The sequence below is a fragment of the Methylobacterium sp. ARG-1 genome, from assembly GCF_001262595.1.
In the GTDB taxonomy this organism is placed as follows: Bacteria; Pseudomonadota; Alphaproteobacteria; order Rhizobiales; family Beijerinckiaceae; genus Methylobacterium; species Methylobacterium brachiatum.
In genome coordinates this window covers 1-23,367 of record NZ_LHCD01000032.1, presented here as the reverse complement: position 1 = coordinate 23,367, position 23,367 = coordinate 1, and the positions used below count along the sequence as shown (strand labels likewise).

Here is a 23,367-nt window from a genome sequence, read left to right as displayed (position 1 = left end):
AGTGTCAGTCTAACCCAGGTCGGTCGCCAGGGCGAAATCAAGCTACGCTCATCAATCAGAACGGGTTCCAGGTCGCCTCCCGGGTGAACTTGAGATAGCCGACATTGATGCCGAGACGTGCGCCGACGCCGCTGCGGATCGGCACCACGATGATGCGGTCGCTCACCACCGCGGTCATGCCGAAGCCGCCGACCAGGTAGGCCGAGCCGTCGACCCCGCCGAAGCGCCGGAACAGCTCGCGCACATTCGGCAGGTTGTAGACCAGCATCATGGTGCGCGCGCCGTCACCGCCGACGTCGAAGCCGAGCGACGGACCCTGCCAATAGACGCGCCGCTGGCCGGCATTGCGGGTGTAGAGCGTGCCCTCGCCGTAGCGGACGCCGGCCACCACCGCGCCTCCGCCCTCCTGCCCGAGGATGTAGCCGTTCGGCTCGCCCCAGCGCCGCCCCGCCTCCTCGACGGTGAGCGCCAGGCCGCGCGAGACCGAGCCGAAGAAGCGGTGGCCCGATTCGACGATCTCGCCGGGGCGGAATGTCTCGGGCGTGTCCGTGTCCTCGCCGCGTGCCAGCGCAGCGCCGACCCCGGCGAGGCCCGCCAGCGGCGTGCCGAGCGCCAGGCCGAGGCCCGCGCGGAGCAGGTGGCGGCGGTGGGTGCCGCGCTCGTCTCGTGCCGTCATCGTTGCCTCCTCACCCGGTTCGACGGCATCGGATCCGGGCCGATACCGTCGGTCTTTGACTCCGCATCGTCTTTTTCCGAAAGCCAATGTCCTGCTTTCGGGACGATGCTCTAACGGTTCCGCGGTGGATCCCTGCCGCCGCACCAAAGGGCCGGCCTCGGCCGCGCCTGCGACCGGGATCGGCCTGAGGACGGACCCGCCATCCGGGACGGTGCGGACCGCTATGTCGGACCAGCTTCTGAGGGAAACCGCAAGATGTGGTTAACGCGCCCTGACGCCGCCCCAGCCTCGACGCAGGCGCGGCGTGACAGGACCCGGCGCCATCTCGCGCCGCGATCGCGCCTGCGCGCTGTCATCACCCCCGCCTTGGCGCTCGCCGCCATCTTGATGGCGGCCGGCGTACCGGCGGCCGAGCCGGGCGTGACCACGATCGAGCTGCTGGCGCTGAAGGGCTTCGACCCGGTCAGCTACTTCCTGAAAGAGGGTCCGCGGGCCGGCGCCGCGCGGTTCGAGCTGTCCTGGGGCGGCCGGGTCTGGCGCTTCGCCAGCGGTGCCGACCGCGCCGCCTTTCAGGGCAGCCCGGAGGTCTATGCCCCGCGGCTCGGCGGCTTCGACGCCGCCGGGATCCTGGACGGCCGCCTGGTCGATGCCGACCCCCTGGTCTTCGCAGTGATCGACGAGCGCCTCTACCTGTTCCGGGATGCCGGGCGGCGCGCCCGGTTCCTGGCGGACCCCGAGCTGGTCCGGCAGGCGGAGGCGGCCTGGCCCGGCTTGCAGGACCAGCTGGATGTGCCGTTCAGCGATGCGCCGCGGTGAGAGGCTGCTCCGGCGCGCCGCCGGTTCCGCCGGGGGCGGGCAGGGCAAGGCCAGCGGCCAGCTCCGGATCGCCCAGGGCCGCGAACGGCCCGTTGCGGTAGCCGGCGCGGTAGCGCCCATACAGGATCGGGCCGCCGCCCGGGATCACGACGCAGCCCCCGGCCGCCGCCAGGATATGGTCGCCGGCCGCCGTGTCCCATTCCATGGTCGGTCCGCAGCGGATGTAGACATCCGCCTCGCCGGCGGCGATCAACCCGAACTTGAGCGCGGAGCCGGATCGGCGGGTTTCCGACACGGGCAGGGCGGCAAGGCAGAGGGCGGTTTCGGGGTCGCCATGCCGCCGGCTCCCCAGGGCCACGAGGCCGCCGGACGGCGCCGGGCGGGCCCGCACCGGCCGGCCCGCGCCCGGGTGCCCCTCGATCACGGAAGCCTCGACGGTGGCATCGCCCGCCCACCAGGCCCGGCCGAGGCCCGGGGCCACGAGCGCGGCCGCCACCGGCCGGTCGCCCGCCACCAGGGCGATGTTGACCGAGTAATCCGGCGTCCCGGCCAGGAAGTCGCGGGTGCCGTCCAGGGGATCGACCAGGAAGAAGTGCTGCGACGGCCGTGCCGCCAGTTCGTCGGCTGCGGCGCTCTCCTCGGCGATGACGGCAATGCCGGGAAAGCGCGCGGCGAGCGCGGCGACGATCAGCGCCTCGGCCTCGACATCGGCGGCGCTCGACGGCGAGCCGTCCGCCTTGAGAGCGTGAGGGCAGGGACCACGATGATAGCGGCGCAGCACCTCTCCGGCGGCGCAGGCGATCTCGGCGAGCGCCGCGGCGATCCGCTCGCGCTCAGGCCCCGAAAACATCGCCGCGCTTATCATGTCGCCTCCCATAGCCGCCTGCATGCCCGAGCGGGTCGAGCTTGTCGACATGTCGGGCCGGGGACTGGTTCCGTTGCGGGGTCTCGATCGCGGACGGTCTACCGATATGGATCCGGGTCCGACACCCGCTACCGCGTCGATGCCGCGATCACCGTCCGCTTGATCCGGGCGAGCAGCGCGCAGGTCCGGCGGCGGTGGCGATGCAGTTCGGCCGCGAGGCTGCGGGCATCCGGCAGGCCCACCGCCTTGGCGATCTGCCGAGCCGCACTGTCCGAGGGGGTGGAGCCGGGATCGGCCATCACCAGCCGTTGCCACTGGTAGACCGCGTCGAGGAACGCGTAGGTCTCGGCCAGGGGCTCGGCGATGGCGGCGGCCAGGATACCACGCTCTCCGGCCCGCCGGAGCACCGCCTCGCCGGAGAGGCCGATGCCGTCGGTCTGGATCTGCGGGGCGCTCAGCACGATGGACTGGGCCAGGAAGTCGAGGTCGAACAGCCCGCCCGGGGCGAGCTTGAGGTCGTAGGGACCGGCATGGCCGCGCTCTTCGGCGACGAGCCTGCGCATCTCCCCGGCCGAGGCGCAGACCTGCGCGGGATCGCGCGGCTGACCCACGGTCTCGGCGATCGCCGCCATCACGGCCGCCCCGAGCGTGGGATCGCCCGCCACCACACGGGCCCGGGTGAGGGCCATGTGCTCCCAGGGCTCGGCCGCCTCGCGCTGATACGTGACGAAGCCGTTGAGCTGCACGGCGGGCGGGCTGTGGCTGCCGTAGGGCCGCAGGCGCAGGTCGACCGCGTAGAGCCGTCCGCGGCGCGTCGCCGTGGTGAGCGCCGCGTAGAGGCGCTGCGCCAGGCGGTTATAGGCCACGACCGCGTCGAGCGGGCGCGGGCCGTCGGTCATCCGGTCGTCCGGATCGAAATCGTACAGGAAGACCAGATCGAGGTCGGAGACCGCGCTGAGCTGCCGGGATCCGAGCCGCCCGAGCGCCAGGACGCAGCACCGGCCCTTGGGCACGGCGCCGTGGTCCTGGGCGAACCGGCGCTCCTCCGCTTCGAGGTTCAACGCGACCGTGGCCGCCGCGAGGGCCGAATAGGCTTCCCCGGCCTGACGCGGCGTGATCAGGCCGGACAGGAGCCGCGCGCCGGTGACGAAGCCCATCTGCCGGGTGGCGTCCCGGCAACGGTCCAGAAACTCCTCGTGGCTCGCCGGCTGCCCGACCAGCGCCCGGTACTGGTCGCGCACCTGATCGGGGCAAGGCGCCGGCGCCACGAAATCGGAGTCGAGCAACGTGTCGAGGACGTGGGGGCTGAGGCTGACCGTGTCGGCGAGGTGGGGCGAGGTCCCCAGGATGTCCGCGAACAGGAGGCGCAGGCGCTCGTGCGAGCGCAGGATGGCCAGGAGCTCCGCCACCGCGGGCATCCGGGCGAAGGCCCGGTCGAGGGTGAGCAAGGCGGCGTCCGGATCGGCGGTCCCGCCGAGCGCCCGCAGGAGGCTCGGCAGCAGCTCGGTCAGGATCTCCCGCGCCCGGCCGGTCTGGAGCGCCGGACGGCGGCCGACATGCCAGCCCTGCACGGTCTCCCAGGCGAGCCGGGGATCGCGGAACCCGAACGCCGCCAGGGCCTCCAGGGTGGCGGGGTCGGGCTCGCTCTCGCCGAAGACGAGGCTGTCCTCCGGGGCGCCGTCCCCTGGCGCAGTCTCGAACAGCAGGGCGTAGTGCGCCTGGACGCGGCCGGCATGGTGCAGCAGCGCCGTCTCGAAATCCCCCCGCGTGTCGAATCCCGCGAACCGCGCCAGCGCGTCGAGCGCCGCACCCCCAGTCGGCAGCCGCTGGGTCTGCTCGTCGCGGATCATCTGGATCCGGTGCTCGAGGGTGCGCAGGAACCCGTAGGCCTCGGTGAGCTCGTCGCGCGCCTGGGCATCGATCCAGCCCTCCTCGACGAGACGCCCGAGCATCTCCACGGTCCGGCGCCCCCGCAAGGCGGGCTTGCGGCCGCCGAACACGAGCTGCTGGGTCTGGACGAAGAATTCGATCTCCCGGATGCCGCCGCGGCCGATCTTGATGTCGTGGCCGGCCACCGTGATCGTGTCGTGGCCGCGGACCATGTGGATCTGCCGCTTCATCGCGTGGATCTCGGCGATGGCGGCGAAGTCGAAGTGCCGGCGCCAGATGAACGGCGCGAGATCGGCCAGGAACGCGGCGCCGGCCGGGATGTCGCCGGCGATCGGCCGGGCCTTGATGAAGGCGGCGCGCTCCCAGTTCTGGCCCAGCGTCTGGTAGTAGTCGAAGGCGAAGCCGGTGGAGAGCGCCACCGCGGTGGAGCCCGGATCCGGGCGCAGCCGGTAGTCGATGCGGTGGACGTAGCCGTCGGCGGTGCGCTCGGACAGGAGCTTCACGAGGCCCTGCGCCAGCTTGACGAAGAACGCCTTGGGATCCCCGCCGGTGGCGGCCGCGGCGCGCTCGGCCTCGTAGAAGACGATGAGGTCGATGTCGCTGGAATAGTTCAGCTCGGCCCCGCCATGCTTGCCGAGCGCCAGGATGACCAGCCCGGACCCGACCTGCGGCGCCTCCGGGTTCTGCGGTCGGAACCGTCCGGCCGCCATCCCCTGCCGGAGCAGCGCGTCGGTGGCCGCGCTCACCGACGCGTCGGCGAAGGCGGACAGGGCCCGGACGACCGCGTCGAGATCCCAGCAGCCGCCGAGATCGGCCAGCGCCACCAGGAGGGCATGCTCCTCGCGGTTGCGGCGGAGCCGGCGGGCGACCTCCGCGAGGTCGGGATTCTCAACGCAGGCGCTCCCGATGGCGCGCTGCCGCGCGATGATCGCCTGGCTGGCGGCCTCCGGCGGCTGCCCCATTAGCGCGACGAGGCGCTCCGGCGCGCGGGTGACGGCCTGCCAGAGGAACGGCGAATGGTCGGCCAGCCCGAGCAGCAGGGTGCGGCAGGCCGGGGTGAGGAAACCGGCCGGGAAGGCCGGCTCGATCTCGGCGAGGCGCGCGCCGGCCGCATCGGGGTCGGCGGGTTGCAGACTGGGCCGCAGGCTCTCGGACAATGTGGGTTCGGGCTGCATGGGGTGCCGCCTCAGCGTGGTTGGCTGCGTGGGGATGCCGGGGGGCCGCCGGCGGCCGCGCCGGGATGGGCCGTGGTTCGGCCGGCGGTCTCGCGTGTCACGCCGATTCCTCCCTGGCTCGAGCTGGGCCCGAACGGGCGCGACCCCGGGACCGCTCGCGGTCCGCATCGTGGCCGATCCGCGTTGGCCGGCACCGTACCCGATCCCGGCGCGGCCGGCACCGGTGCCGGCCGGTAACGCTTTTCAAAGCCGAACGTGGCGTCTATCCGTGCGGACCGGTCCATTGCCCCCGGCCCGACCGGCGGGCCGCGCGGGATGTTTCGCGGGGACTCGACCGCCATGTCGGGCGGCCAAGGATCGGCGGCTCCGAAGCGACGGGCCGGCCCGCAGATTGTTCGACCTCCAGATCCGCCCGCCCGGAGCGCACCATGTCCTCCCCGAACGCACCCCGCCTGAATCTCGACGGCCTCGACCTCGCCGCCCTGCTCTGCTCCCGCGTCTGCCACGACGTGATCAGCCCCGTCGGCGCGATCGTGAACGGGCTGGAGGTGCTGGAGGACGACGATGACGAATCGATGCGCACCTTCGCCCTCGAACTGATCGGCAAGAGCGCCCGCCAGGCCTCGGCCCGGCTGAAATTCGCCCGGATCGCCTTCGGTGCGGCCGGATCGGCCGGCGCCTCGATCGACCTCGCCGACGCCGAGAGCGTGGCCAAGGGCATGTTCAGCGACGAGAAGACCAAGCTCGCCTGGAGCGCGCCGCAGGCCCTGTTCCCCAAGAACAAGGTGAAGCTGCTCCTGAACCTCGTGATGATCGCCACCTCGGCGATCCCGCGGGGCGGTCTGATCGACGTCACCGTCTCGGGCGACGGCGAGGCGCCGACCCTCGTGCTCACCGCCAAGGGCTCGCATGCCCGCATCCCGCCCCATGTCGAGGAGCTGATGGCCGGCAGCCCGGAGAGCGGCACCGTCGACGCCCACGGTATCCTGCCGTTCTATGCCGGCCTCGTGGCGCAGGCCGCCGCCATGGATGTGCGATTCGCTATCGAAGGTGATGAAGTGACGATCACGGCCTCGCCGACAGTGATCGCGGCGCCCTCGGAGGCTGGTGACGAAGCTTCCGATACCGCGCTGGCGTAAAAAACTGGAAAAGCATGGGGTGGGGAGGGGATCGAAACGCTTCCCTAACCCGGCTTGAGTAAGTACGTTGCGCGAGAGCCTCTCCGTGTAACGAGTATCGCCTATGGACGACCTGCTTCGTGAGTTCCTGACCGAGAGCGGGGAGCACCTCGACACGGTCGATGCTGAACTGGTTCGGTTCGAACAGGATCCGAATAACCAGACGATTCTTCGGAATATCTTTCGCCTCGTCCATACGATCAAAGGAACCTGCGGGTTTCTCGGCCTGCCGCGCCTCGAAGCCTTGGCGCATGCCGCCGAGACCTTGATGGGCCGCTTCCGGGACGGCCTGCCCGCCACCTCCGAATCGGTCACGGTGATTCTCTCGACCCTGGACCGGCTCAAGGCGATTCTGGCCGATCTCGAGGCCACTGGCACCGAGCCGGCGGGCTCCGACGACGATCTCATCTCCGAGCTGGATCGCTTGGCGTCGGCCGAGTCTGAGCCCCAGGCCGCGCCCGCCCCGGCGCCCGAGCCGGTGCTGCCGGACCCGGTCTCGCGCGAATTGAAGCCCGGCGAGGTGACCCTGGACGAGCTGGAGGCGGCCTTCCTGGCGGCTCCGGGCCCGGGCGAGGCAGACTTCGCGGCGCCGGTTTCGGCCCCCGGCGAGGCGCCGAAGGCCGAGGCCCCCAAGGTCGAAGCCCCCAAGCCGGCGGCGCCCAAGGCCGTGGAGCCCAAGCCAGCGGCCCCGAAGGCCGAGCCGGCCGAGGCCGAGTCCGCCAGGGCCGAGCCCGCGGGCGACACCGAGGCCGTGGTGGCCACGGAGACCACGGCGGCCGGGAGCAAGATCCAGACGATCCGCGTGAACGTGGATACGCTCGAGCACCTGATGACCATGGTCTCGGAGCTGGTGCTGACCCGCAACCAGCTCCTCGAGATCGCCCGTCGGCACGAGGATTCGAGCTACAAGGTCCCGCTCCAACGCCTGTCCCACGTCACGGCCGAGCTGCAGGAAGGCGTCATGAAGACGCGCATGCAGCCGATCGGCAGCGCCTGGCAGAAGTTGCCGCGCGTCGTGCGCGACCTCTCGGCCGAACTCGGCAAGCAGATCGACCTCGTGATGGTCGGCGCCGAGACCGAGCTCGACCGGCAGGTCCTTGAGGTCATCAAGGACCCGCTGACCCACATGGTCCGCAACTCGGCCGATCACGGTCTCGAATCGACCGCCGGGCGCATCGCCGCGGGCAAGCCGGCCCGCGGCACGATCCGTCTCGCCGCCTATCATGAGGGCGGCACGATCACGATCGAGATCGCCGACGACGGCAAGGGTCTCGACCTTGCGGCGATCCGCAAGAAGGCGGTGGAGCGCGGGCTGGCGGCCCAGGCCGATGTCGAGCGGATGACCGACGCGCAGGTCGCCAAGTTCATCTTCGACGCCGGGTTCTCGACCGCGGCGGCGGTCACGTCGGTGTCGGGCCGCGGCGTCGGCATGGACGTGGTCAAGACCAACATCGAGACCATCGGCGGCATCATCGACATCGCCACCACGGCGGGCCGCGGCACCACCTTCACCATCAAGATCCCGCTGACGCTGGCGATCGTGGCCGCGCTGATCGTGCGCGCCGGCGAGCATCGCTTCGCCCTGCCGCAGGTGGCCGTGCTCGAGCTGGTTCGGGTCGATGCCGGGGCCCAGCGGGTCGAGCGCATCAACGGCTCGCCGGTGCTGCGCCTGCGCGAGCGGCTGCTGCCGATCGTCTCGCTCACCGGCCTGCTCGGGCAGTCGGGCGGCCAGGGCGACGAGACGGCCCAGGCGGGCTTCGTGGTCGTGGCCCAGGTCGGGCGCGAGCGCTTCGGCATCCTGGTCGACGAGGTCTTCCACACGGAGGAAATCGTCGTGAAGCCGATGTCGGCGAAGCTCCGGCACATCCCGATGTTTGCCGGCAACACGATCCTCGGCGACGGCGCCGTGGTGCTGATCATCGATCCCAACGGCGTGGCCCGGCAGGTCGCCCAGGGGGTCCAGGGCAGCAACGGCCACGCGGATTCCGACGCCGAGGCGGAGGCATCCGAGATGGGCGATACCAAGACCACCCTGCTGGTGTTCAAGGGCGGCCAGGGCAGCTTCAAAGCGGTGCCGCTCTCCCTGGTCACGCGCCTCGAAGAGATCGAGTGCGACAAGGTCGAGTGGCTCGGCGGCCGCCCGCTGATCCAGTACCGCGGCCGGCTGATGCCGCTGGTCCCGGCCGATCCGGCGATCACGATCCGCTCGGAGGGCACGCAGGCCCTGGTGGTGTTCTCCGACGGCGAGCGGGCGATGGGCCTTGTGGTCGACGAGATCGTCGACATCGTCGAGGAGCGCCTGGACATCGAGATCGCGGCCGACCGTTCGGACCTGATCGGCTCGGCAGTGCTGCGCGGCCGCGCCACCGACATCATCAACATCGCCCACTTCCTGCCGCTCGCCTACGACGACTGGGCCCGCGGCCCGAAGCGGGCGGAGCAGGTCTCGACCCTGCTGCTGGTCGACGACTCGGCCTTCTTCCGCGACATGCTGAGCCCGGTGCTGAAGGCCGCGGGCTACCAGGTCGTCACGGCTTCGAGCACCGATGCCGCCCTGTCGATCCTCCAGTCGGATCCGCGGATCGAGGTTGTGGTCACCGACCTGGAAATGCCCGGCCGCAGCGGCTTCGATCTCGCCGCCGCCATGCGCAGCGGCGAGCCGCGGGTCGCCGGCCTGCCGGTGATCGGCCTCACCGGGACGGTGGGCGCCGACGCGGTGGAGCGGGCCCGGTCCCTGGCGATCACCGACCTCGTGGCCAAGTTCGACCGCAGCGGTCTGATCGCGGCCCTGGCCGAGATCAACCCCACCGCCGTCTCCCAAGCCGCCTGATCCCGGCTCAGCCCGCCATACGACGATCGAATCCGGAGAGTTCTGATGCAGGCTGCCAATGCCAACGGCGCCGAGACCGGCCCAACCGACGACTACGTCACCGTCTTCGTGGGCGACACCCTGTTCGGCCTGGCGATCGAGCGGGTCCATGACGTGTTCGTCCCCTCGGGCGTGACGCCGGTGCCCCTGGCGCCGTCCGAGATCGTCGGTCTGCTCAACCTGCGCGGACGCGTGGTCACCGCCGTGTGCCTGCGCCGGCGCCTGGGCATGCCCGACGCCGAGACCCAGGACGACAAGGCCAATCCCAAGATGGCGATCGGCCTCGAGCAGGGCGGCGAGACCTTCGCGCTCGTGGTCGACGGCGTCGGCGAGGTGCTGAAGCTCGGCACCGACAGCCGCGAGGCGGTTCCGATCAACCTGGATCCGCGCTGGCGCAACCTCGCCACCTGCGTCCACCGCCTCGACGGTCGCCTCCTGGTGATCCTCGACGTGGACGCGCTGCTCGGCTTCAGCGCTGCCGGCGCGAAGGCGGCGTGAGGAGAGGAGGGATGAAAGCGCCACACGAGACGACCTGCCTGGTGGTCGATGATTCCGCGGTGATCCGGAAGGTCGCGCGGCGGATCATCGAGGCCCTGGGCATGAATGTGAGCGAGGCGGAGGACGGCAGCGCCGCCCTCGAAGTCTGCGCCGCCAACATGCCGGACGCGATCCTGCTCGATTGGAACATGCCGAACATGGACGGCTACACCTTCCTCCAGACCCTCAGGCGGAGCGAGGGGGGAACGACGCCGAAGGTCCTGTTCTGCACCACCGAGAATGATGTCGGGGCGATCGCCCGGGCCCTCCGGGCCGGGGCCGACGAATACATCATGAAGCCCTTCGACCGCGATATCCTCGCGGCCAAGCTCGAACAGGTCGGCCTCGTCGCCGACGCAGCCTGACTTCGACACCGACATCATCTAAGACCCAGTACCCAAGGCAATCATCATGGCCCTGAGCCCCGCGGTCGTCCCACTCCGCAGTCCGCCTGCGCAATCCACGACCTCCGCCGCGGCTCCCATCCGGGTGCTGATCGCCGATGATTCCGCCGTCGTGCGCGGCCTCGTCGCCCGCTGGATCACCGAGGCCGGGTTCGAGGTCGCCGGCACCGCCTCCAACGGCCGCATCGCCCTGGAGATGATGGCCAAGCACGATCCGGACGTCGTGCTGCTCGATATCGAGATGCCGGAGCTCGACGGCACGACGGCGCTGCCGCGCATGCTCGCGATGAGCCCGAATCTCCAAGTCGTGATGATGTCGACGCTGACCACGCGGAACGCCGACATCTCCCTCAAATGCCTCGCGCTCGGGGCCGTCGATTACCTCGCCAAGCCCGAGAGCAACCGCGGCGTCACCACCTCGGAGACCTTCCGGGTCGAACTGATCGAGCGGGTGCGGGTGTTCGGCGCCGCCCGGGCTCGCGCCCGGCGTCCGGTCGGCGCCCCGGGGACCGCACCGGCCCCCGCCCACGCGGCCCCCGCGCTGGCGCCCGCCGCGCCGGCACCGCGGCCGCCCACCCCGTTCACCCTCCGGCCGAAGGTTCGCAACCGGACCCAGCCCCGTGCCCTGCTGATCGGTTCCTCGACCGGCGGGCCCCGCGCGGTGGGCGAGATGCTGGAGGGGATCGGCGCCGCCGCCCTGCGCCGCGTGCCGGTGCTGATCGTGCAGCACATGCCGCCGATCTTCACCGCTGTGTTCGCGGAGCACCTCTCCACCCGCACCGGGCTGCGCGCCGCCGAGGGCAAGGCCGACGAGCGCCTGGAGGCGGGCCGGATCTACGTGGCGCCGGGCGGGCGCCATATGGGGCTGGTGGCCGGGCCCAACGGGCCCACGATCCGCCTCACCGACGGGCCGCCGGTGAATTTCTGCCGCCCCGCCGTGGACGTGCTGTTCAAGGACGCGGCCGTGGTGTTCGGCGCCGCCACCGCGACGGTGATCCTCACCGGCATGGGCTCGGACGGTACCAACGGCGCCCGCGCGCTCACCGATGCGGGCGGCCCGGTCCTCGCGCAGGACGAGGCGACCAGCACCGTCTGGGGCATGCCCGGCAGCGTTGCCCGGGCCGGCCTCGCCGAGGCCGTGCTGCCGCTTCCCGAACTCGCGACGGCGCTGCGCGCCCTGATCACGGGGCAGCCGTCATGACCGAACTCGAGTTCGAATACCTGCGCACCTTCCTCAAGCAGCGCTCCGGCCTCGCGCTGACCGCGGAGAAGCGCTACCTCGTCGAGAGCCGCCTGACCCCGGTCTGCCGCCGCTTCAATCTCGCCGCCCTGGGCGACCTGATCGGCGCGCTCAAGCTCGGCCAGGACGGGGCGATCGAGCGCGCCGTGGTCGAGGCGATGACCACGAACGAGACCTTCTTCTTCCGCGACCGCATCCCGTTCGACCTGTTCCGCGACACGATCCTGCCGGAGGCCCTGGCGCGCAACGCCAGCAAGCGCCGGCTGCGGATCTGGTGCGCGGCGGCGTCCACCGGCCAGGAGCCCTATTCTCTGGCCATGCTGCTGCAGGAGGCCGGGTCCAAGCTCGCCGGGTGGCAGGTCGAGATCGTGGCCACCGACCTGTCCACCGAGGTGATCGAGAAGGCCAAGCTCGGCCTCTACAGCCACTTCGAGGTCCAGCGCGGCCTGCCGGTGCAGTGGCTGATCAAGTACTTCACCCAGATCGGCGAGCAGTGGCAGATCGCCCAGAGCCTGCGCTCCATGGTGGATTACCGCCAACTCAACCTGCTGCACAGCTTCACGTCCCTCGGCCAGTTCGACGTGATCTACTGCCGCAATGTGCTGATCTACTTCGACGCGCCGACCAAGTCGGACGTGCTGGCCCGGCTCGCCGCCCAGCTCGCGCCGGGGGGCGCCCTCCTGCTCGGGGCGGCCGAGACGGTGATCGGCCTGACCGACCGGCTCAGCCCGAACCCGAAGCAGCGCGGCCTCTACGGCCATGCCGACCCGGTGGGTCGCACCCCCGAGATGGCCGCACCCATGCGTGTCGCCGCCGGCGTCTGAGCACCCGGCCCACTGCCGGTCCGAGGCTCGTTCGGACCGGCAGCCGTTCCACATCCCGATCGACGCCCCATCGTCGGGCGCATCGCCCGCCTGCGCGCGCACGGGGTCGACCATGGCCGAGTGAGACGGCATCACGGGCCTGACGGGACCGGCGGATGGCCGGACGGCCAGGAGACACGGCATGGCGGCAGGACACGGGGCGGGATTGCCCAAGGTCGCGTTCATCGGCACCGGCGGGACGATCTCGTCCCTCGGGCGCGATGCGCTCGACATCCTCGACTACACCGCCACCGACCGTCGCCTGGAAGCGAGCGCGATCCTGGACGCGGTCCCGGAACTGTCCGCGGTCGCCACCGTGGTCCCGGTGCCGTTCCGGGCGGTCCCGAGCCCGGCGATCGGGTTCGCCGAATGGCGCGACCTCGTCCTGCTGTGCGAGCGGACCGCCGCCGCGCATCCGGACCTCGCCGGCATCGTCATCGGGCACGGCACCGCCACGCTGGAGGAGACCGCCTACGCGCTCAGCCTCACGCTGACGGTGGATCTGCCGGTGGTTCTCGTCGGCTCGCAGCGGCCGATGAGCGCCCTGTCCACCGACGCGAAGCTCAATCTCGTGGCGGCGATCCGCACCGCCGCCGCGCCGGCCTCCCGCGGCCGGGGCGTACTGGTGGTACTCAATGACGAGATCCAGGCCGCCCGCGAGGTCACCAAGACCTCGGTGGCCCGGCTGCAGACCTTCCGCACCCCGGATTTCGGCGTGCTCGGCCAAGTCGACGGCGACAGCGTCCGGTACTACCGCCGCTCCGAGCGGGCCCACGCGCCCGGCACCCCGTTCGACATCCGGACGCTGTCCGCCCTGCCGCGGGTCGACGTGTGCTACGGCTACGCGGACGCCGACGGCACCGCGGTGCGGGCGTTCCGGCAGGCGGGGGCGCGCGGCCTGGTCGCGGCCGGGCTCGCCCCGGGCATGATGCCGCCGGCCGAGGCCGACGCCTTGGAGGAGGCCGCGGCGGCGGGCATCCCGGTGGTGATGTCGACGCGGGCCGGCAGCGGGGTCGTGCCGCTGACCACGCGCCTGCGCACCCGCGGCATCCTCAGTGCCGACAACCTGACCCCGCAGAAGGCCCGGATCCTGCTCGCCCTGGCCCTGACCGTCACGGCGGAGCCCGAGGCGGTCGCGCGCCTCTTCGCGACCTACTGACCCCGATGCCCCTGATCGATCCCGCCCGGTCCCTCCTCCTCGTCATCGACATTCAGGTCCGGCTGATGCCGGCCATCGCGGATGGCGCCGGGGTGATCGCCAACACGGACCGGCTGATCGCGGCGGCGAAGCTGCTGGACGTGCCTGTCCTGTTCACCGAGCAGAATGCCGGCGGGCTCGGGCCGACCGTGCCGGAGCTCGCCCCGGAACCCGGGGCGGCCTTCGCGAAGATGAGCTTCGGCGCCGTCCAGGCGCCAGGCTTCCTCGACCGGGTCGGGGACCGGGACCTCGTGGTGACAGGTTGCGAGGCGCATATCTGCGTGCTGCAGACGGTGCTCGGGCTCCGGGAGGCCGGGCGGCGCGCCACCGTGGTGGCGGATGCAGTCGGCTCGCGCCGGCCCGAGAGCCGCGCCGCCGGCCTGGCCCGGATGGCGGCCCACGGGGCCGAGATCGTCACCACCGAGATGGTGGTGTTCGAGTGGCTCGGCACCGCCCGGCACCCGCGCTTCCGCGAGGCGGTCAAGCTGATCAAGTGACCTTGCTCAGCCGCCGTCGAGGGCCGCCCGGGTGCAAGCATCGGTGCCGATATCGTCCGGCCCCTCGAGACCCAGGACCTCGATCAGCCGCAGGCGGGCGCGGCTGACCCGGCTCTTGATCGTGCCGACCGCGACGCCGCAGATCGCGGCCGCCTCCTCGTAGGTGAAGCTCTGGGCCCCCACCAGAACCAGAGCCTCCCGCTGCGCATGGGGCAGGCGGTTCAGGGCGGACTGGAACTGCGCCATCTCCATCCGGACTTCCTGCTCCGGCAGGGAGGTCAGCTTGCCGGCGAGCACGCCGTCGGCATCCTCCACCTCGCGCTTGCGCTTGCGCTGCTCCGAGTAGAACAGGTTGCGCAGGATCGTGAACAGCCAGGCCGTGAGGTTGGTCCCCCGTCGGAAGCTGCCGGCATTGACCCAGGCGCGCACCAGCGTGTCCTGCACGAGGTCGTCCGAGCGGTCGAGGTCGTAGGTCAGCGAGAACGCGAAGGCGCGCAGCGCCGGGATCGCCCCGAGCAGGAGATCGCGCATCTCGGCATCGACGCCCTGGGGCGGTGGCGGCCCGGAATTGCTGCCGGCGGGAGCGGCTTGGGTCATCATCATCATCGCGGAGCCTCCGTGTCGGAGCATGCGGCGAGGTCGTCGATCAGCGTCCGGAGCCGCTCCGGGATCGGCAGGGCCAGAACATCGGCGTAGTGCAGGCGCAGGCCGCGCCCGATCCGGGCCCGGGCCGCGTCGTTGATCGGCCGGCGTCCGTGCGCCGGCCCTGCGGCCGCGCCATCGGGCACGGGCGCATCGCCGCCCGCCAGCGCCTGCCCGTCCCCGGCTGCGTCTCCGGCGGCGCGCGTCACCGTCCGCCCGTCCTTGCCCTGGCTCATGATTGCGCCCCGACCATCGGCGACGCGGCCCGAGGGGCCGGCGCCCCGCCGCCCGGTCTCGCGACCCGCCCGACGGAGACGCGATTCATCGCCTTCCGGCGGCGCTGGTAGGCGCGACGGATTTAATCGGTTCTGAATTTCACATTCATCAAATCTTAATGTCGGTATTCGTCAGCTAGACCGTAATTTTTCGGCAGTTATTTCAGATACAAATCAGAAATACTTATCTGAGCTTGGCCGTAGGCCAGAAGCGCGCGTGGGGCTGAACGACGGGTGAGCGCGTGGACCGGTCCGCGCAGGCCGCGGATCGGTCCACGCGCTGGGTGTAGGGGGAGCCCGTCGGATTGCCGAAGCTGGGGCTGCGCGACCGATCCTGGTCGGCGAAGGACGGGAAAAACTAAAGGCCTGCGCAAGCTTGGTGGTGCCGGTGGAGAGGATCGAACTCCCGACCTTCGGTTTACAAAACCGCTGCACTACCGCTGTGCTACACCGGCCCGCGACACGCTTGCTACCAGTCGCGGTGCCGCCGCTCAAGCCGAGCCGGGCCAGGATCCGGGATCCGTCGCGCGAAATACGCTAGCGCCCCGCGTTGCGGACCAGGGCTTTGAGGCGCTGGTCGGCCCGGTTGATGCGCTCGGCGATGCCGCGGCGGATGCATTTGTCCACTGAGTCGCCGGCGTAGAAGCCGGTCGTCTTGTCCTGGTGCCGGCAGGCCTGGATCGGCGGCCAGGCGACCACCGCCGCCACGACCAGAAGCACGATCAGGCTGTCGACGACGAGCCAGCCCTTCCAGCCCAGGCGGAAGCCGCGCCGGCCGAGGTCGCGGGGACGGCGGCGCCGGCTCTGCGGCTCGGTGCCGAGCCGTGCCATGCGGGCGCGGAACTGGGCCTCCTCAAGCGCGTCCGGCAGGCTGCCGGGGGAGGATGAGGAGAGGGGGCGGGTGGACATGGTCGGCTCGCAAGGGTCGGTGCGGAGCGGCAGGCGACGGGCGACGCGCCCGGTGCCCTCAATCGATCAGCCGCTTCAGGAAGGCGAAGTTGTCCTGCATCGAGAGGACGCTGCCGATCATCTCGCTGCGCGCGCAGGCGCCTGCGCCGGCAAGGCCGAGCCAACTCGCGGCGGCGGGGCGCGCGCTGCAATCGGCGAAGCTGCCGTAGAGGAGCATCGCCACGGGCAGCGCGAAGACCGCGAGCTTTACGAGCCCGATTCCGCGTCCGAACAGGCTCCTGCGGGGCCGCCGCGGCGCGTCCCAATCGTCGTCCCAATCCGCGTCGGCGGTGTCCCTGTCTCGACGGTCCATCGCGTTGTCGTACCCGGCTGATCGGAATTCGCCGGACGAAACTGCCACGCTTTTGTGAAGCGCCGCCTAAAGCGGATGTTTAAAGGCCTCTGAAGCTGTAATCGGCCCGCCCAACTCTCGGGGCCGCGTCAGGCGGCGAGCGCCCGCCGCACGGTGGCGCGCAAGTCCGCGAGCGAGAACGGCTTCGTCAGCACGTCGGTGACGATCGCGTCGAGCCCGCGGGCGCGCTCCCGCTGGTCGGCGAAGCCGGTCATCAGCAGGATGGTCAGGTCCGGGAAGTCGCGCTTGGCGGCCAGCGCCAGCGCGATGCCGTCCATGAGCGGCATGCGGATATCGGTCAGCATCAGGTCGAACCCGCCATCGGCCTCGTTGAGCCGGTCGAGCCCGTCGCTGCCGTCGTTGGCGGTCACGACGGCGTGGCCGTCGATCTCCAGCCCCCGCTTGAGGAAGCCGCGGACGGTCTCTTCGTCATCCACGAGGAGGATGCGCGCCATGGGGTCCCGTAAACGTTCCTGATCCCGGGCCTGATTCCGAGGATGTCCCGCCACGATGAGACTTCAGGCCTGCTTATGGATAACAGATCACGAACGGAACCGTTGCGCTGTCAAGGCATCGCACGGGAAAACAATCGCATCCCCGGGCGCCGCGGCGAAAATGCCGCGCTGCCCGCAGGCGCGTCACGGCTCGTCGAACAGGTCCGGGTCGCCGTTGCCGAAATCGACCACGCCCACGAAGGGCAGCTGGCGGAAGGCGTGCGCCGCATCCATTCCGTAGCCGACCACGAACACGTCCGGGCAGGTGAAGCCGACGAAATCGGCGTCGATCGTCACGGCGCGCTTGCCCGGCTTCTCCAGCAGCACTGCGGTGAGCACCCGCTTGGCGCCCCGGGCCATGAGCAGGTCCTTGGCGAACACCACGGTCCGGCCGGATTCCAGGATGTCGTCCACCAGCAGCACGTCCCGCCCGCGGACCTCGCTCTGCACGTCGCGCAGGATCTCGACTTGGCCGGTGGAGACCGTGCCGGTGCGGTAGCTCGACAGGTGCACGAACTCGACCTGCGGTGACAGCCCGACCCGGTGCAGCGCCCGGAGCAGGTCGGCCGCGAACATGAAGCTGCCCTTGAGCACGGCGACGACCAGGAGGTTCTCCGGGTTCGCCGACAGGATCTCCTGGGCCAGCTCGGTGTTGCGCTTGGCGATCGCCGCCTCGTCGAAGAGAGTGCGGACGCGCCGCTCGGGGATGCTCATCTGACGTGTCCCGGGAGCTTGTTCTTCTTGCGGGACGGGCTCGCCGCCGCGATCGAAGGTCGGTCTTAGCGCCCGAAGGCCGCCGGGGAAACTCCGGATCGCGGGCGGCGCGTCGCCGGCCCGTCAGCCGTTGTCGCCCCGGATCGCCGCGATCACCGCATCCGTGACCGCTTGGGTCGTGGCCGTGCCGCCGAGATCAGGGGTGTGGAGGCCGGGGTCGGCGGTGACCCGCTCGACCGCGCGCATCAGCCGGTCGGCGGCGGGCTTCTCGCCCAGATGCTCCAGCATCTGGCAGGCGGTCCAGAAGGTGCCCACCGGATTGGCGATGCCCTTGCCGGCGATGTCGAAGGCCGAACCGTGGATCGGCTCGAACATCGAGGGAAACCGGCGCTCCGGGTTGATGTTGGCGGTGGGCGCGATGCCGAGCGACCCGGCCAGGGCCGCCGCGAGGTCCGACAGGATGTCGGCGTGCAGGTTGGTCGCCACGATCGTGTCGAGGCTCTGGGGCTTCATGGTCATGCGCATGGTCATGGCGTCGACCAGCATCTTGTCCCAGGTCACGTCCGGGAAATCCCGCGCCACCTCGGCGGCGATCTCGTCCCACATCACCATGGCGTGGCGCTGGGCGTTCGACTTGGTCACCACGGTGAGCCGCTTGCGCGGGCGCGAGCGCGCCAGCTCGAACGCGTAGCGGATGATGCGCGTGACGCCCGAGCGGGTCATCATCGACACGTCGGTGGCGACCTCGTTGTCGTGGCCCTGATGGACCCGGCCGCCGACGCCGGCATATTCGCCCTCGGAATTCTCACGCACGATCACCCAGTCGAGCTCCGGCCCGGTGACGTGGCGCAGGGGGCTGGTGATGCCGGGCAGGATCCGAGTCGGCCGGACATTGGCGTATTGGTCGAAGGGCTGGCAGATCGCGAGCCGCAGGCCCCACAGGGTGATGTGGTCGGGCACGTCCGGGGCGCCGACCGCGCCGAAGAAGATCGCGTCGTGGTCCTTGATCTGCGCCAGCCCGTCGGCGGGCATCATGACGCCGTGGGCCTTGTAGTAATCCGAGCCCCAGTCGAACCGGTCGAAGGCGAAGCGGAAGCCGCCCGCGCGCTCGGCGAGGGCGTCGAGCACCGCGATGCCGGCGGCGATGACCTCCTGGCCGATCCCGTCTCCCGGGATGGCGGCGATGCGGTATTGCTTCATGGCGCGTCCTCCACGTTTTTGTTCATCCGCCGCCCATCGAGGAGCGCCGGCCTCGCGGCAGGATGGCATAGGGCCGGTGCCATGCCGACCCCGGCACAGTGGTGCCGCTCCTCGGCCCGCGGTTCCGCGGGCGGAGACCGCTCGCGCCGCGCGCGCGCGAGATCCGGAAATGCAAAAGGGGTCGGCGATCCGCCAACCCCTTGCGCAGTCGTTCTGAATGGATGGTACCACCGCCCCGGCTCGAACGGGGGACCCCCAGATCCACAATCTGGTGCTCTAACCAACTGAGCTACGGCGGCACTGGCGGGCGGTGTATCGCGGGCCGCGGCAGTTTTCAAGACGATCTGTGCAGGCTGATGCGGTGCCGGTGGACGCAGGGCGGATTCGCCCCCTAAGTGCACCGACGGAACCGCGCGTCGGCCAGGGCGGATCGGGGGGTAGGGGCGAGCGTGAGCGCGCGAGAGCCAGCGCCAGTCACGACCGGGAGCCGGGATCTCGGCCAGGTCTCCGGGACGGGTGCAGCGGATGGGCCGGCTCGGCCGGGCCATCGCCCCCGCGGGCGCTGGGCCCGATCCCGGATTGTCCTGGCGCCCGGGCGACTGCGCAGCCTCGTCCGGCGCAGCGAGGGCGGGCTGGTCCTGCTGGCGACCCTGGTGGGCTGCGTCAGCGGGCTGGCGGTCTCGGCCATGACCTGGATGACGCAGGCCCTGCGCGAGACGCTTTACCGCCTGCCGGCGGGGACGCGGCTCAGCGCCGCCGATGCGGTCGCGCCGCCCCTTCTGCTGATCGGTCCGTGTCTCGGCGGCGTGCTGCTCGGCCTGCTGATCGTCGTAGCGAATTACCTTCGCGGCCCGCGCAGGCGCCCCGCCATCGATCCGATCGAGGCCAACGCGCTCCATGGCGGCCGGATGTCCCTGCGGGACAGCCTGTACCTCGCCCTGCAGAACGTGATCTCGAACGGATCGGGCGCCTCCGTAGGGTTGGAAGCCGGCTACACGCAGCTCGCCTCCGGTCTCGCCTCCCGGCTCGGGATCGCCTTCGAGGTGCGTCGGGGCGACCTGCGGACCCTGGTCGGGTGCGGGGCGGCCGGCGCCATCGCGGCTGGGTTCGGGGCGCCGCTCGCCGGGGCGTTCTACGCCTTCGAGCTGATCATCGGCACCTACTCGATCGCCACCCTGGCGCCCGTGGTCGTCGCGGCGCTCTGCGGCAATCTCATCTCCCGGTCCCTGATCGCGACCCAGCCGCTGGTCGAGCTCGGCGACATGCAGGCGGTCACGACCTCGCACATCACCAGCTTGGAGATCCTGCCGAGCCTCGCCCTCGGGCTGGTCTGCGCGCTGCTCGGCATCCTGATCATGCGCGGCGTGACGCTGGTCGAGCAGCTGGTCCAGGCGTCCGGCCTGCCGCGGGCGGCGGGGCCCGCCTTCGGGGGCCTGTGCGTTGGCGCGCTGGCGCTGCTGGCGACGCCCCAGGTGCTCTCGGGTGGGCACGGCGCCCTGCACATGCACTTCTCCGCCGAGGGCCAGGGCCACGGGGTGGCGGCGCTCGCCGGGTTGTTCGCCGCCAAGGCGACGGCCACCGCGATCTCGATCGGCTCCGGGTTTCGCGGCGGCCTGTTCTTCGCCTCGCTGTTCCTCGGGGCGATCGCCGGCAAGCTGTTCGCCGCTCTGGCGCCGGATCTCCTGCCCGCGATGGCCGGCTTCGGCCTCACCCCGCTGGCCTATGCGGTGATCGGCATGAGCGCGCTCGCCGTGGCGATCATCGGCGGCCCGCTGACCATGACGTTCCTGGCGCTGGAGATCACCGGCAGCCTGCCGATCACCGGGCTCGTGCTGGCGGCGGTGATCGCCTCCTCGCTGACCGTGCGCAAGATCTTCGGCTATTCCTTCGCCACCTGGCGCTTCCACCTGCGGGGCGAGAGCATCCGCAGCCCCCACGATGTCGGCTGGATCCGCTCGCTGACCGTGGGCCGGCTGATGCGCCGGGACGTCTCCACCGTGGCTTTGGACACGCCGCTGCCGACCTTCCTGCGCGCCCATCCGCTCGGTTCGCCCTCCCGGGTGATCGCCGTGGATGGACAGGGCCGCTATGCCGGGCTCGTGAACGTCCCCGAGGTGCATGCCGCCGCCCAGGACGCCGAGGCCGGCGCGGCGCCGGTGCTGGCCGACCTCCTGCACCACACCGACCTGTTCCTGACGCCGGAGATGAACGCCAAGGACGCGGCCGCAACCTTCGACCGCAGCGAGAGCGAGGCGCTCGCGGTGGTCCAGAGCGCCGACAGCCGCCAGGTCCTGGGCTTGCTCACCGAGAGCCACACACTCAAGCGCTACAGCGAGGAGCTGGACCGGCAGCGCCGGGCCATGGCGGGGGAATCTGCGTGATTGTCAGGCTGGGGTGTTGACCGCAGAAGCGCGTGCAACACCCTGGCACCGTGCAACCCGGGGCCGGTACGCGACCCCCGACGCGACACCCGTGAGGATCCATGGCCGGTCAAGACAGCAGCCCCCAGCGCCGCTACCGCATCGCGGTGATCCCGGGCGACGGCATCGGCAAGGAGGTGGTGCCCGAGGGCGTGCGCGTACTGGAGCAGGCGGCCAAGCGTCACGGCTTCAGCCTCCAGCTCGACTGGTTCGATTTCGCGAGCTGCGACTATTACGAGCAGCACGGCCGGATGATGCCGGAGGACTGGAAGCCGCAGATCGAAACGCACGACGCGATCTATTTCGGCGCCGTCGGCATGCCGGAGCGCGTGCCCGACCACATTTCCCTGTGGGGCTCGCTGATCCTGTTCCGGCGGGAATTCGACCAATACGCCAACCTGCGCCCGGTGCGGCTGATGCCCGGGGTGAAGTGCCCGCTCGCCGACCGCAAGCCCGGCGATATCGACTTCTGGGTGGTCCGGGAGAACACCGAGGGCGAGTACTCGAATGCCGGCGGCCGCATGTTCGCCGGCACCGACCGGGAATTCGCCCTGCAGGAGACGATCATGACCCGCCACGGGGTCGACCGGATCCTGAAATTCGCCTTCGACCTCGCCCAGACCCGGCCGAAGAAGCACCTGACCTCGGCCACGAAATCGAACGGCATCTCGATCACCATGCCGTACTGGGACGAGCGCGTGAAGGCCGTGGCCGAGGGCTATCCGGATGTGCGGTGGGACCAGTACCACATCGACATCCTGACCGCGCATTTCGTCCTGAACCCGGACCGGTTCGACGTGGTCGTCGCCTCGAACCTGTTCGGCGACATCCTGTCGGATCTGGGCCCCGCCTGCACGGGCACGATCGGCATCGCGCCGTCGGGCAACATCAACCCGGAGCGGCTGCACCCGTCCGTGTTCGAGCCGGTCCACGGCTCGGCCCCCGACATCGCCGGCCAGGGCATCGCCAACCCGATCGGCCAGATCTGGTCGGGGGCGATGATGCTGGAGCATCTCGGCGAGCACGCGGCGGCGGCCGAGATCGTCAGCGGGATCGAGCGGGTGCTGTCCGAGCGGACGCTGCGCACGCGCGACCTCGGCGGCAATGCCGACACGCAGGCCTGCGGGAAAGCCGTGGCGGAGGCGTTGGGGTAGGGGCGCGCGATCGCATCCCCCTCACCGGACTGCAATGGCCTCTATCGGCGTGTCGCGGGCGCGACGCGCCCCCTCTCCCGAGCGGGAGAGGGCTGGGGTGAGGGATGAGGAGGTTCAGGACTGAGCACAGCCGTGACGCAAGCCCAAGTCGAGCTTTTTCCGGAAGGTTCTCGCCCCTCACCCTGTCCCTCTCCCGCCCGGGAGAGGGGACCCGCGCAGGGGCCTGAACCGGCGTCGCCGGCCGGTATCCGTTTCGGCCGATCGACCTAGCGCGGGCGGCGGCGGACGCTCACGACGTTGCTCGCCTGTTCGACCTGGCCGGAGGCGGCCGGCAGGGTGTCGAGGGCGGTCTTGACGATGGTGGCGGCGTCGAGACCGGCCTCGGCGTACATCTTCTCCGGGCTGTCGTGGTCCTGGTACAGGTCCGGCAGCGTCAGCGTCCGCACCCGGACCCGGCCCGCATCCAGCGCGCCGCGCTCGGCCAGCAGATGCAGCACCATCGCCCCGAACCCGCCGCGCGAGCCCTCCTCGATCGTGATCAGCACCTCGTGGCTCTGCGCCAGCTCCAGGATCAGCGCCTCGTCCAGCGGCTTGGCAAAGCGCGCATCCGCCACCGTCACCGCAACGCCCTGCTCCGACAGCGCATCCGCCGCCTTCAAGGCTTCCGACAGCCGCGTGCCCAGCGACAGGATCGCCACCCGCGCCTCCGCGTCCTGGCGCACCATCCGGCCCTTGCCGATCGCCAGAACCGCGCCCCGCTCCGGAAGCTCGACGCCGACGCCCTCGCCGCGCGGATAGCGCAGCGCGATCGGGCCCGTGTCATGCGCGTGCGCCGTCGCCACCATGTGCACCAGCTCGGCCTCGTCGGAAGCCGCCATCACGGTCATGTTCGGCAGGCAGCACAGATACGCCAGGTCGAAGGCTCCGGCATGGGTCGCCCCGTCGGCGCCGACCAGCCCG

Annotated in this window: 22 protein-coding genes and 2 tRNA genes; 11 read left to right on the top strand and 13 right to left on the bottom strand. The window is 71.0% G+C overall.

Annotated elements, in window-relative coordinates:
* Positions 1–55: 55 nt before the first annotated feature.
* Entirely contained in the window at positions 56–676 is a 621-nt protein-coding gene (locus tag AKJ13_RS23430; protein WP_007567251.1) for a DUF1134 domain-containing protein, read from the bottom strand.
* Positions 677–931: 255 nt separating this feature from the next.
* Between AKJ13_RS23430 and AKJ13_RS23425 the strand changes: the two genes are divergently transcribed.
* Complete coding sequence (locus AKJ13_RS23425; protein ID WP_050735533.1) at positions 932–1,492, top strand: YHS domain-containing (seleno)protein; 561 nt, start codon at positions 932–934, stop codon at positions 1,490–1,492.
* Here the strand turns inward: AKJ13_RS23425 and AKJ13_RS23420 are convergent.
* Both AKJ13_RS23420 and AKJ13_RS23415 read right to left on the bottom strand, forming a co-directional pair.
* Positions 1,473–2,342: a 3'(2'),5'-bisphosphate nucleotidase CysQ gene (locus tag AKJ13_RS23420; protein WP_244471699.1), complete on the bottom strand. Its 870-nt coding sequence runs from the start codon at positions 2,340–2,342 to the stop codon at positions 1,473–1,475. The genes AKJ13_RS23425 and AKJ13_RS23420 overlap by 20 nt on opposite strands.
* A 143-nt stretch (positions 2,343–2,485) precedes the next feature.
* Positions 2,486–5,422: a bifunctional [glutamine synthetase] adenylyltransferase/[glutamine synthetase]-adenylyl-L-tyrosine phosphorylase gene (locus AKJ13_RS23415; RefSeq protein ID WP_050735532.1), complete on the bottom strand. Its 2,937-nt coding sequence runs from the start codon at positions 5,420–5,422 to the stop codon at positions 2,486–2,488.
* A 428-nt stretch (positions 5,423–5,850) separates the two neighbouring features.
* Between AKJ13_RS23415 and AKJ13_RS23410 the strand changes: the two genes are divergently transcribed.
* The 8 genes from AKJ13_RS23410 (at position 5,851) to AKJ13_RS23375 (ending at position 14,208) form a co-directional block, all read left to right on the top strand.
* Entirely contained in the window at positions 5,851–6,561 is a 711-nt protein-coding gene (locus tag AKJ13_RS23410; protein WP_050735531.1) for a histidine phosphotransferase family protein, read from the top strand.
* A gap of 103 nt (positions 6,562–6,664) precedes the next feature.
* A complete protein-coding gene (locus tag AKJ13_RS23405) occupies positions 6,665–9,430 on the top strand; it encodes a hybrid sensor histidine kinase/response regulator (protein WP_050735530.1) in 2,766 nt (921 codons plus the stop codon).
* Positions 9,431–9,475: 45 nt separating this feature from the next.
* Positions 9,476–9,967: a chemotaxis protein CheW gene (locus AKJ13_RS23400; RefSeq protein ID WP_007567238.1), complete on the top strand. Its 492-nt coding sequence runs from the start codon at positions 9,476–9,478 to the stop codon at positions 9,965–9,967.
* A gap of 11 nt (positions 9,968–9,978) precedes the next feature.
* A complete protein-coding gene (locus AKJ13_RS23395; protein WP_050735529.1) occupies positions 9,979–10,371 on the top strand; it encodes a response regulator in 393 nt (130 codons plus the stop codon).
* 46 nt (positions 10,372–10,417) lie between these two features.
* On the top strand, positions 10,418–11,611 hold the full coding sequence (cheB, locus tag AKJ13_RS23390) for a chemotaxis-specific protein-glutamate methyltransferase CheB (RefSeq protein WP_050735528.1): 1,194 nt from the start codon (positions 10,418–10,420) through the stop codon (positions 11,609–11,611).
* Positions 11,608–12,474 carry a protein-glutamate O-methyltransferase CheR gene (locus tag AKJ13_RS23385; RefSeq protein ID WP_050735527.1) on the top strand — a complete coding sequence of 289 codons (867 nt, stop codon included), beginning with the start codon at positions 11,608–11,610 and terminating at the stop codon, positions 12,472–12,474. Before cheB ends, AKJ13_RS23385 begins: the two co-directional genes overlap by 4 nt.
* A gap of 181 nt (positions 12,475–12,655) precedes the next feature.
* Entirely contained in the window at positions 12,656–13,672 is a 1,017-nt protein-coding gene (locus tag AKJ13_RS23380; RefSeq protein WP_050735526.1) for an asparaginase, read from the top strand.
* A gap of 5 nt (positions 13,673–13,677) precedes the next feature.
* On the top strand, positions 13,678–14,208 hold the full coding sequence (locus AKJ13_RS23375) for an isochorismatase family protein (RefSeq protein ID WP_050735525.1): 531 nt from the start codon (positions 13,678–13,680) through the stop codon (positions 14,206–14,208).
* A gap of 6 nt (positions 14,209–14,214) precedes the next feature.
* Here the strand turns inward: AKJ13_RS23375 and AKJ13_RS23370 are convergent, their stop codons facing one another.
* The 9 genes from AKJ13_RS23370 to AKJ13_RS23330 form a co-directional block, all read right to left on the bottom strand.
* Positions 14,215–14,814, bottom strand: a complete 600-nt coding sequence (locus AKJ13_RS23370; RefSeq protein ID WP_050735524.1) for a sigma-70 family RNA polymerase sigma factor — start codon at positions 14,812–14,814, stop codon at positions 14,215–14,217.
* Entirely contained in the window at positions 14,811–15,086 is a 276-nt protein-coding gene (locus AKJ13_RS23365) for a NepR family anti-sigma factor (RefSeq protein ID WP_050735523.1), read from the bottom strand. Before AKJ13_RS23365 ends, AKJ13_RS23370 begins: the two co-directional genes overlap by 4 nt.
* Positions 15,087–15,505: 419 nt before the next feature.
* Positions 15,506–15,580: transfer RNA gene (locus AKJ13_RS23360), tRNA-Thr, on the bottom strand.
* 82 nt (positions 15,581–15,662) lie between these two features.
* Positions 15,663–16,034 (bottom strand): hypothetical protein, encoded by a 372-nt coding sequence (locus AKJ13_RS23355; protein WP_050735522.1) that lies wholly within the window; start codon positions 16,032–16,034, stop codon positions 15,663–15,665.
* A 58-nt stretch (positions 16,035–16,092) separates the two neighbouring features.
* Positions 16,093–16,386 carry a hypothetical protein gene (locus tag AKJ13_RS23350; protein WP_050735521.1) on the bottom strand — a complete coding sequence of 98 codons (294 nt, stop codon included), beginning with the start codon at positions 16,384–16,386 and terminating at the stop codon, positions 16,093–16,095.
* Between the two features lie 128 nt (positions 16,387–16,514).
* The gene (locus AKJ13_RS23345; RefSeq protein ID WP_007567202.1) at positions 16,515–16,880 is read right to left on the bottom strand and encodes a response regulator; all 366 of its coding nucleotides are present in this window, start codon (positions 16,878–16,880) and stop codon (positions 16,515–16,517) included.
* Positions 16,881–17,063: 183 nt separating this feature from the next.
* Positions 17,064–17,633 (bottom strand): hypoxanthine phosphoribosyltransferase, encoded by a 570-nt coding sequence (hpt, locus tag AKJ13_RS23340; RefSeq protein WP_050735520.1) that lies wholly within the window; start codon positions 17,631–17,633, stop codon positions 17,064–17,066.
* Between the two features lie 123 nt (positions 17,634–17,756).
* A complete protein-coding gene (locus tag AKJ13_RS23335; protein WP_050735519.1) occupies positions 17,757–18,833 on the bottom strand; it encodes a tartrate dehydrogenase in 1,077 nt (358 codons plus the stop codon).
* A 222-nt stretch (positions 18,834–19,055) separates the two neighbouring features.
* Positions 19,056–19,132: transfer RNA gene (locus AKJ13_RS23330), tRNA-His, on the bottom strand.
* A gap of 150 nt (positions 19,133–19,282) precedes the next feature.
* Between AKJ13_RS23330 and AKJ13_RS23325 the strand changes: the two genes are divergently transcribed.
* Together AKJ13_RS23325 and AKJ13_RS23320 are read left to right on the top strand one after the other, a co-directional pair.
* A complete protein-coding gene (locus tag AKJ13_RS23325; RefSeq protein WP_200905690.1) occupies positions 19,283–21,214 on the top strand; it encodes a chloride channel protein in 1,932 nt (643 codons plus the stop codon).
* A gap of 101 nt (positions 21,215–21,315) precedes the next feature.
* A complete protein-coding gene (locus AKJ13_RS23320; protein WP_050735518.1) occupies positions 21,316–22,407 on the top strand; it encodes a tartrate dehydrogenase in 1,092 nt (363 codons plus the stop codon).
* Positions 22,408–22,673: 266 nt separating this feature from the next.
* On the opposite strand, the gene AKJ13_RS23315 is transcribed toward AKJ13_RS23320, so the two are convergent.
* Positions 22,674–23,367: transketolase C-terminal domain-containing protein (locus tag AKJ13_RS23315; RefSeq protein ID WP_280137123.1), on the bottom strand; the 694-nt coding region annotated here is incomplete at its 5' end.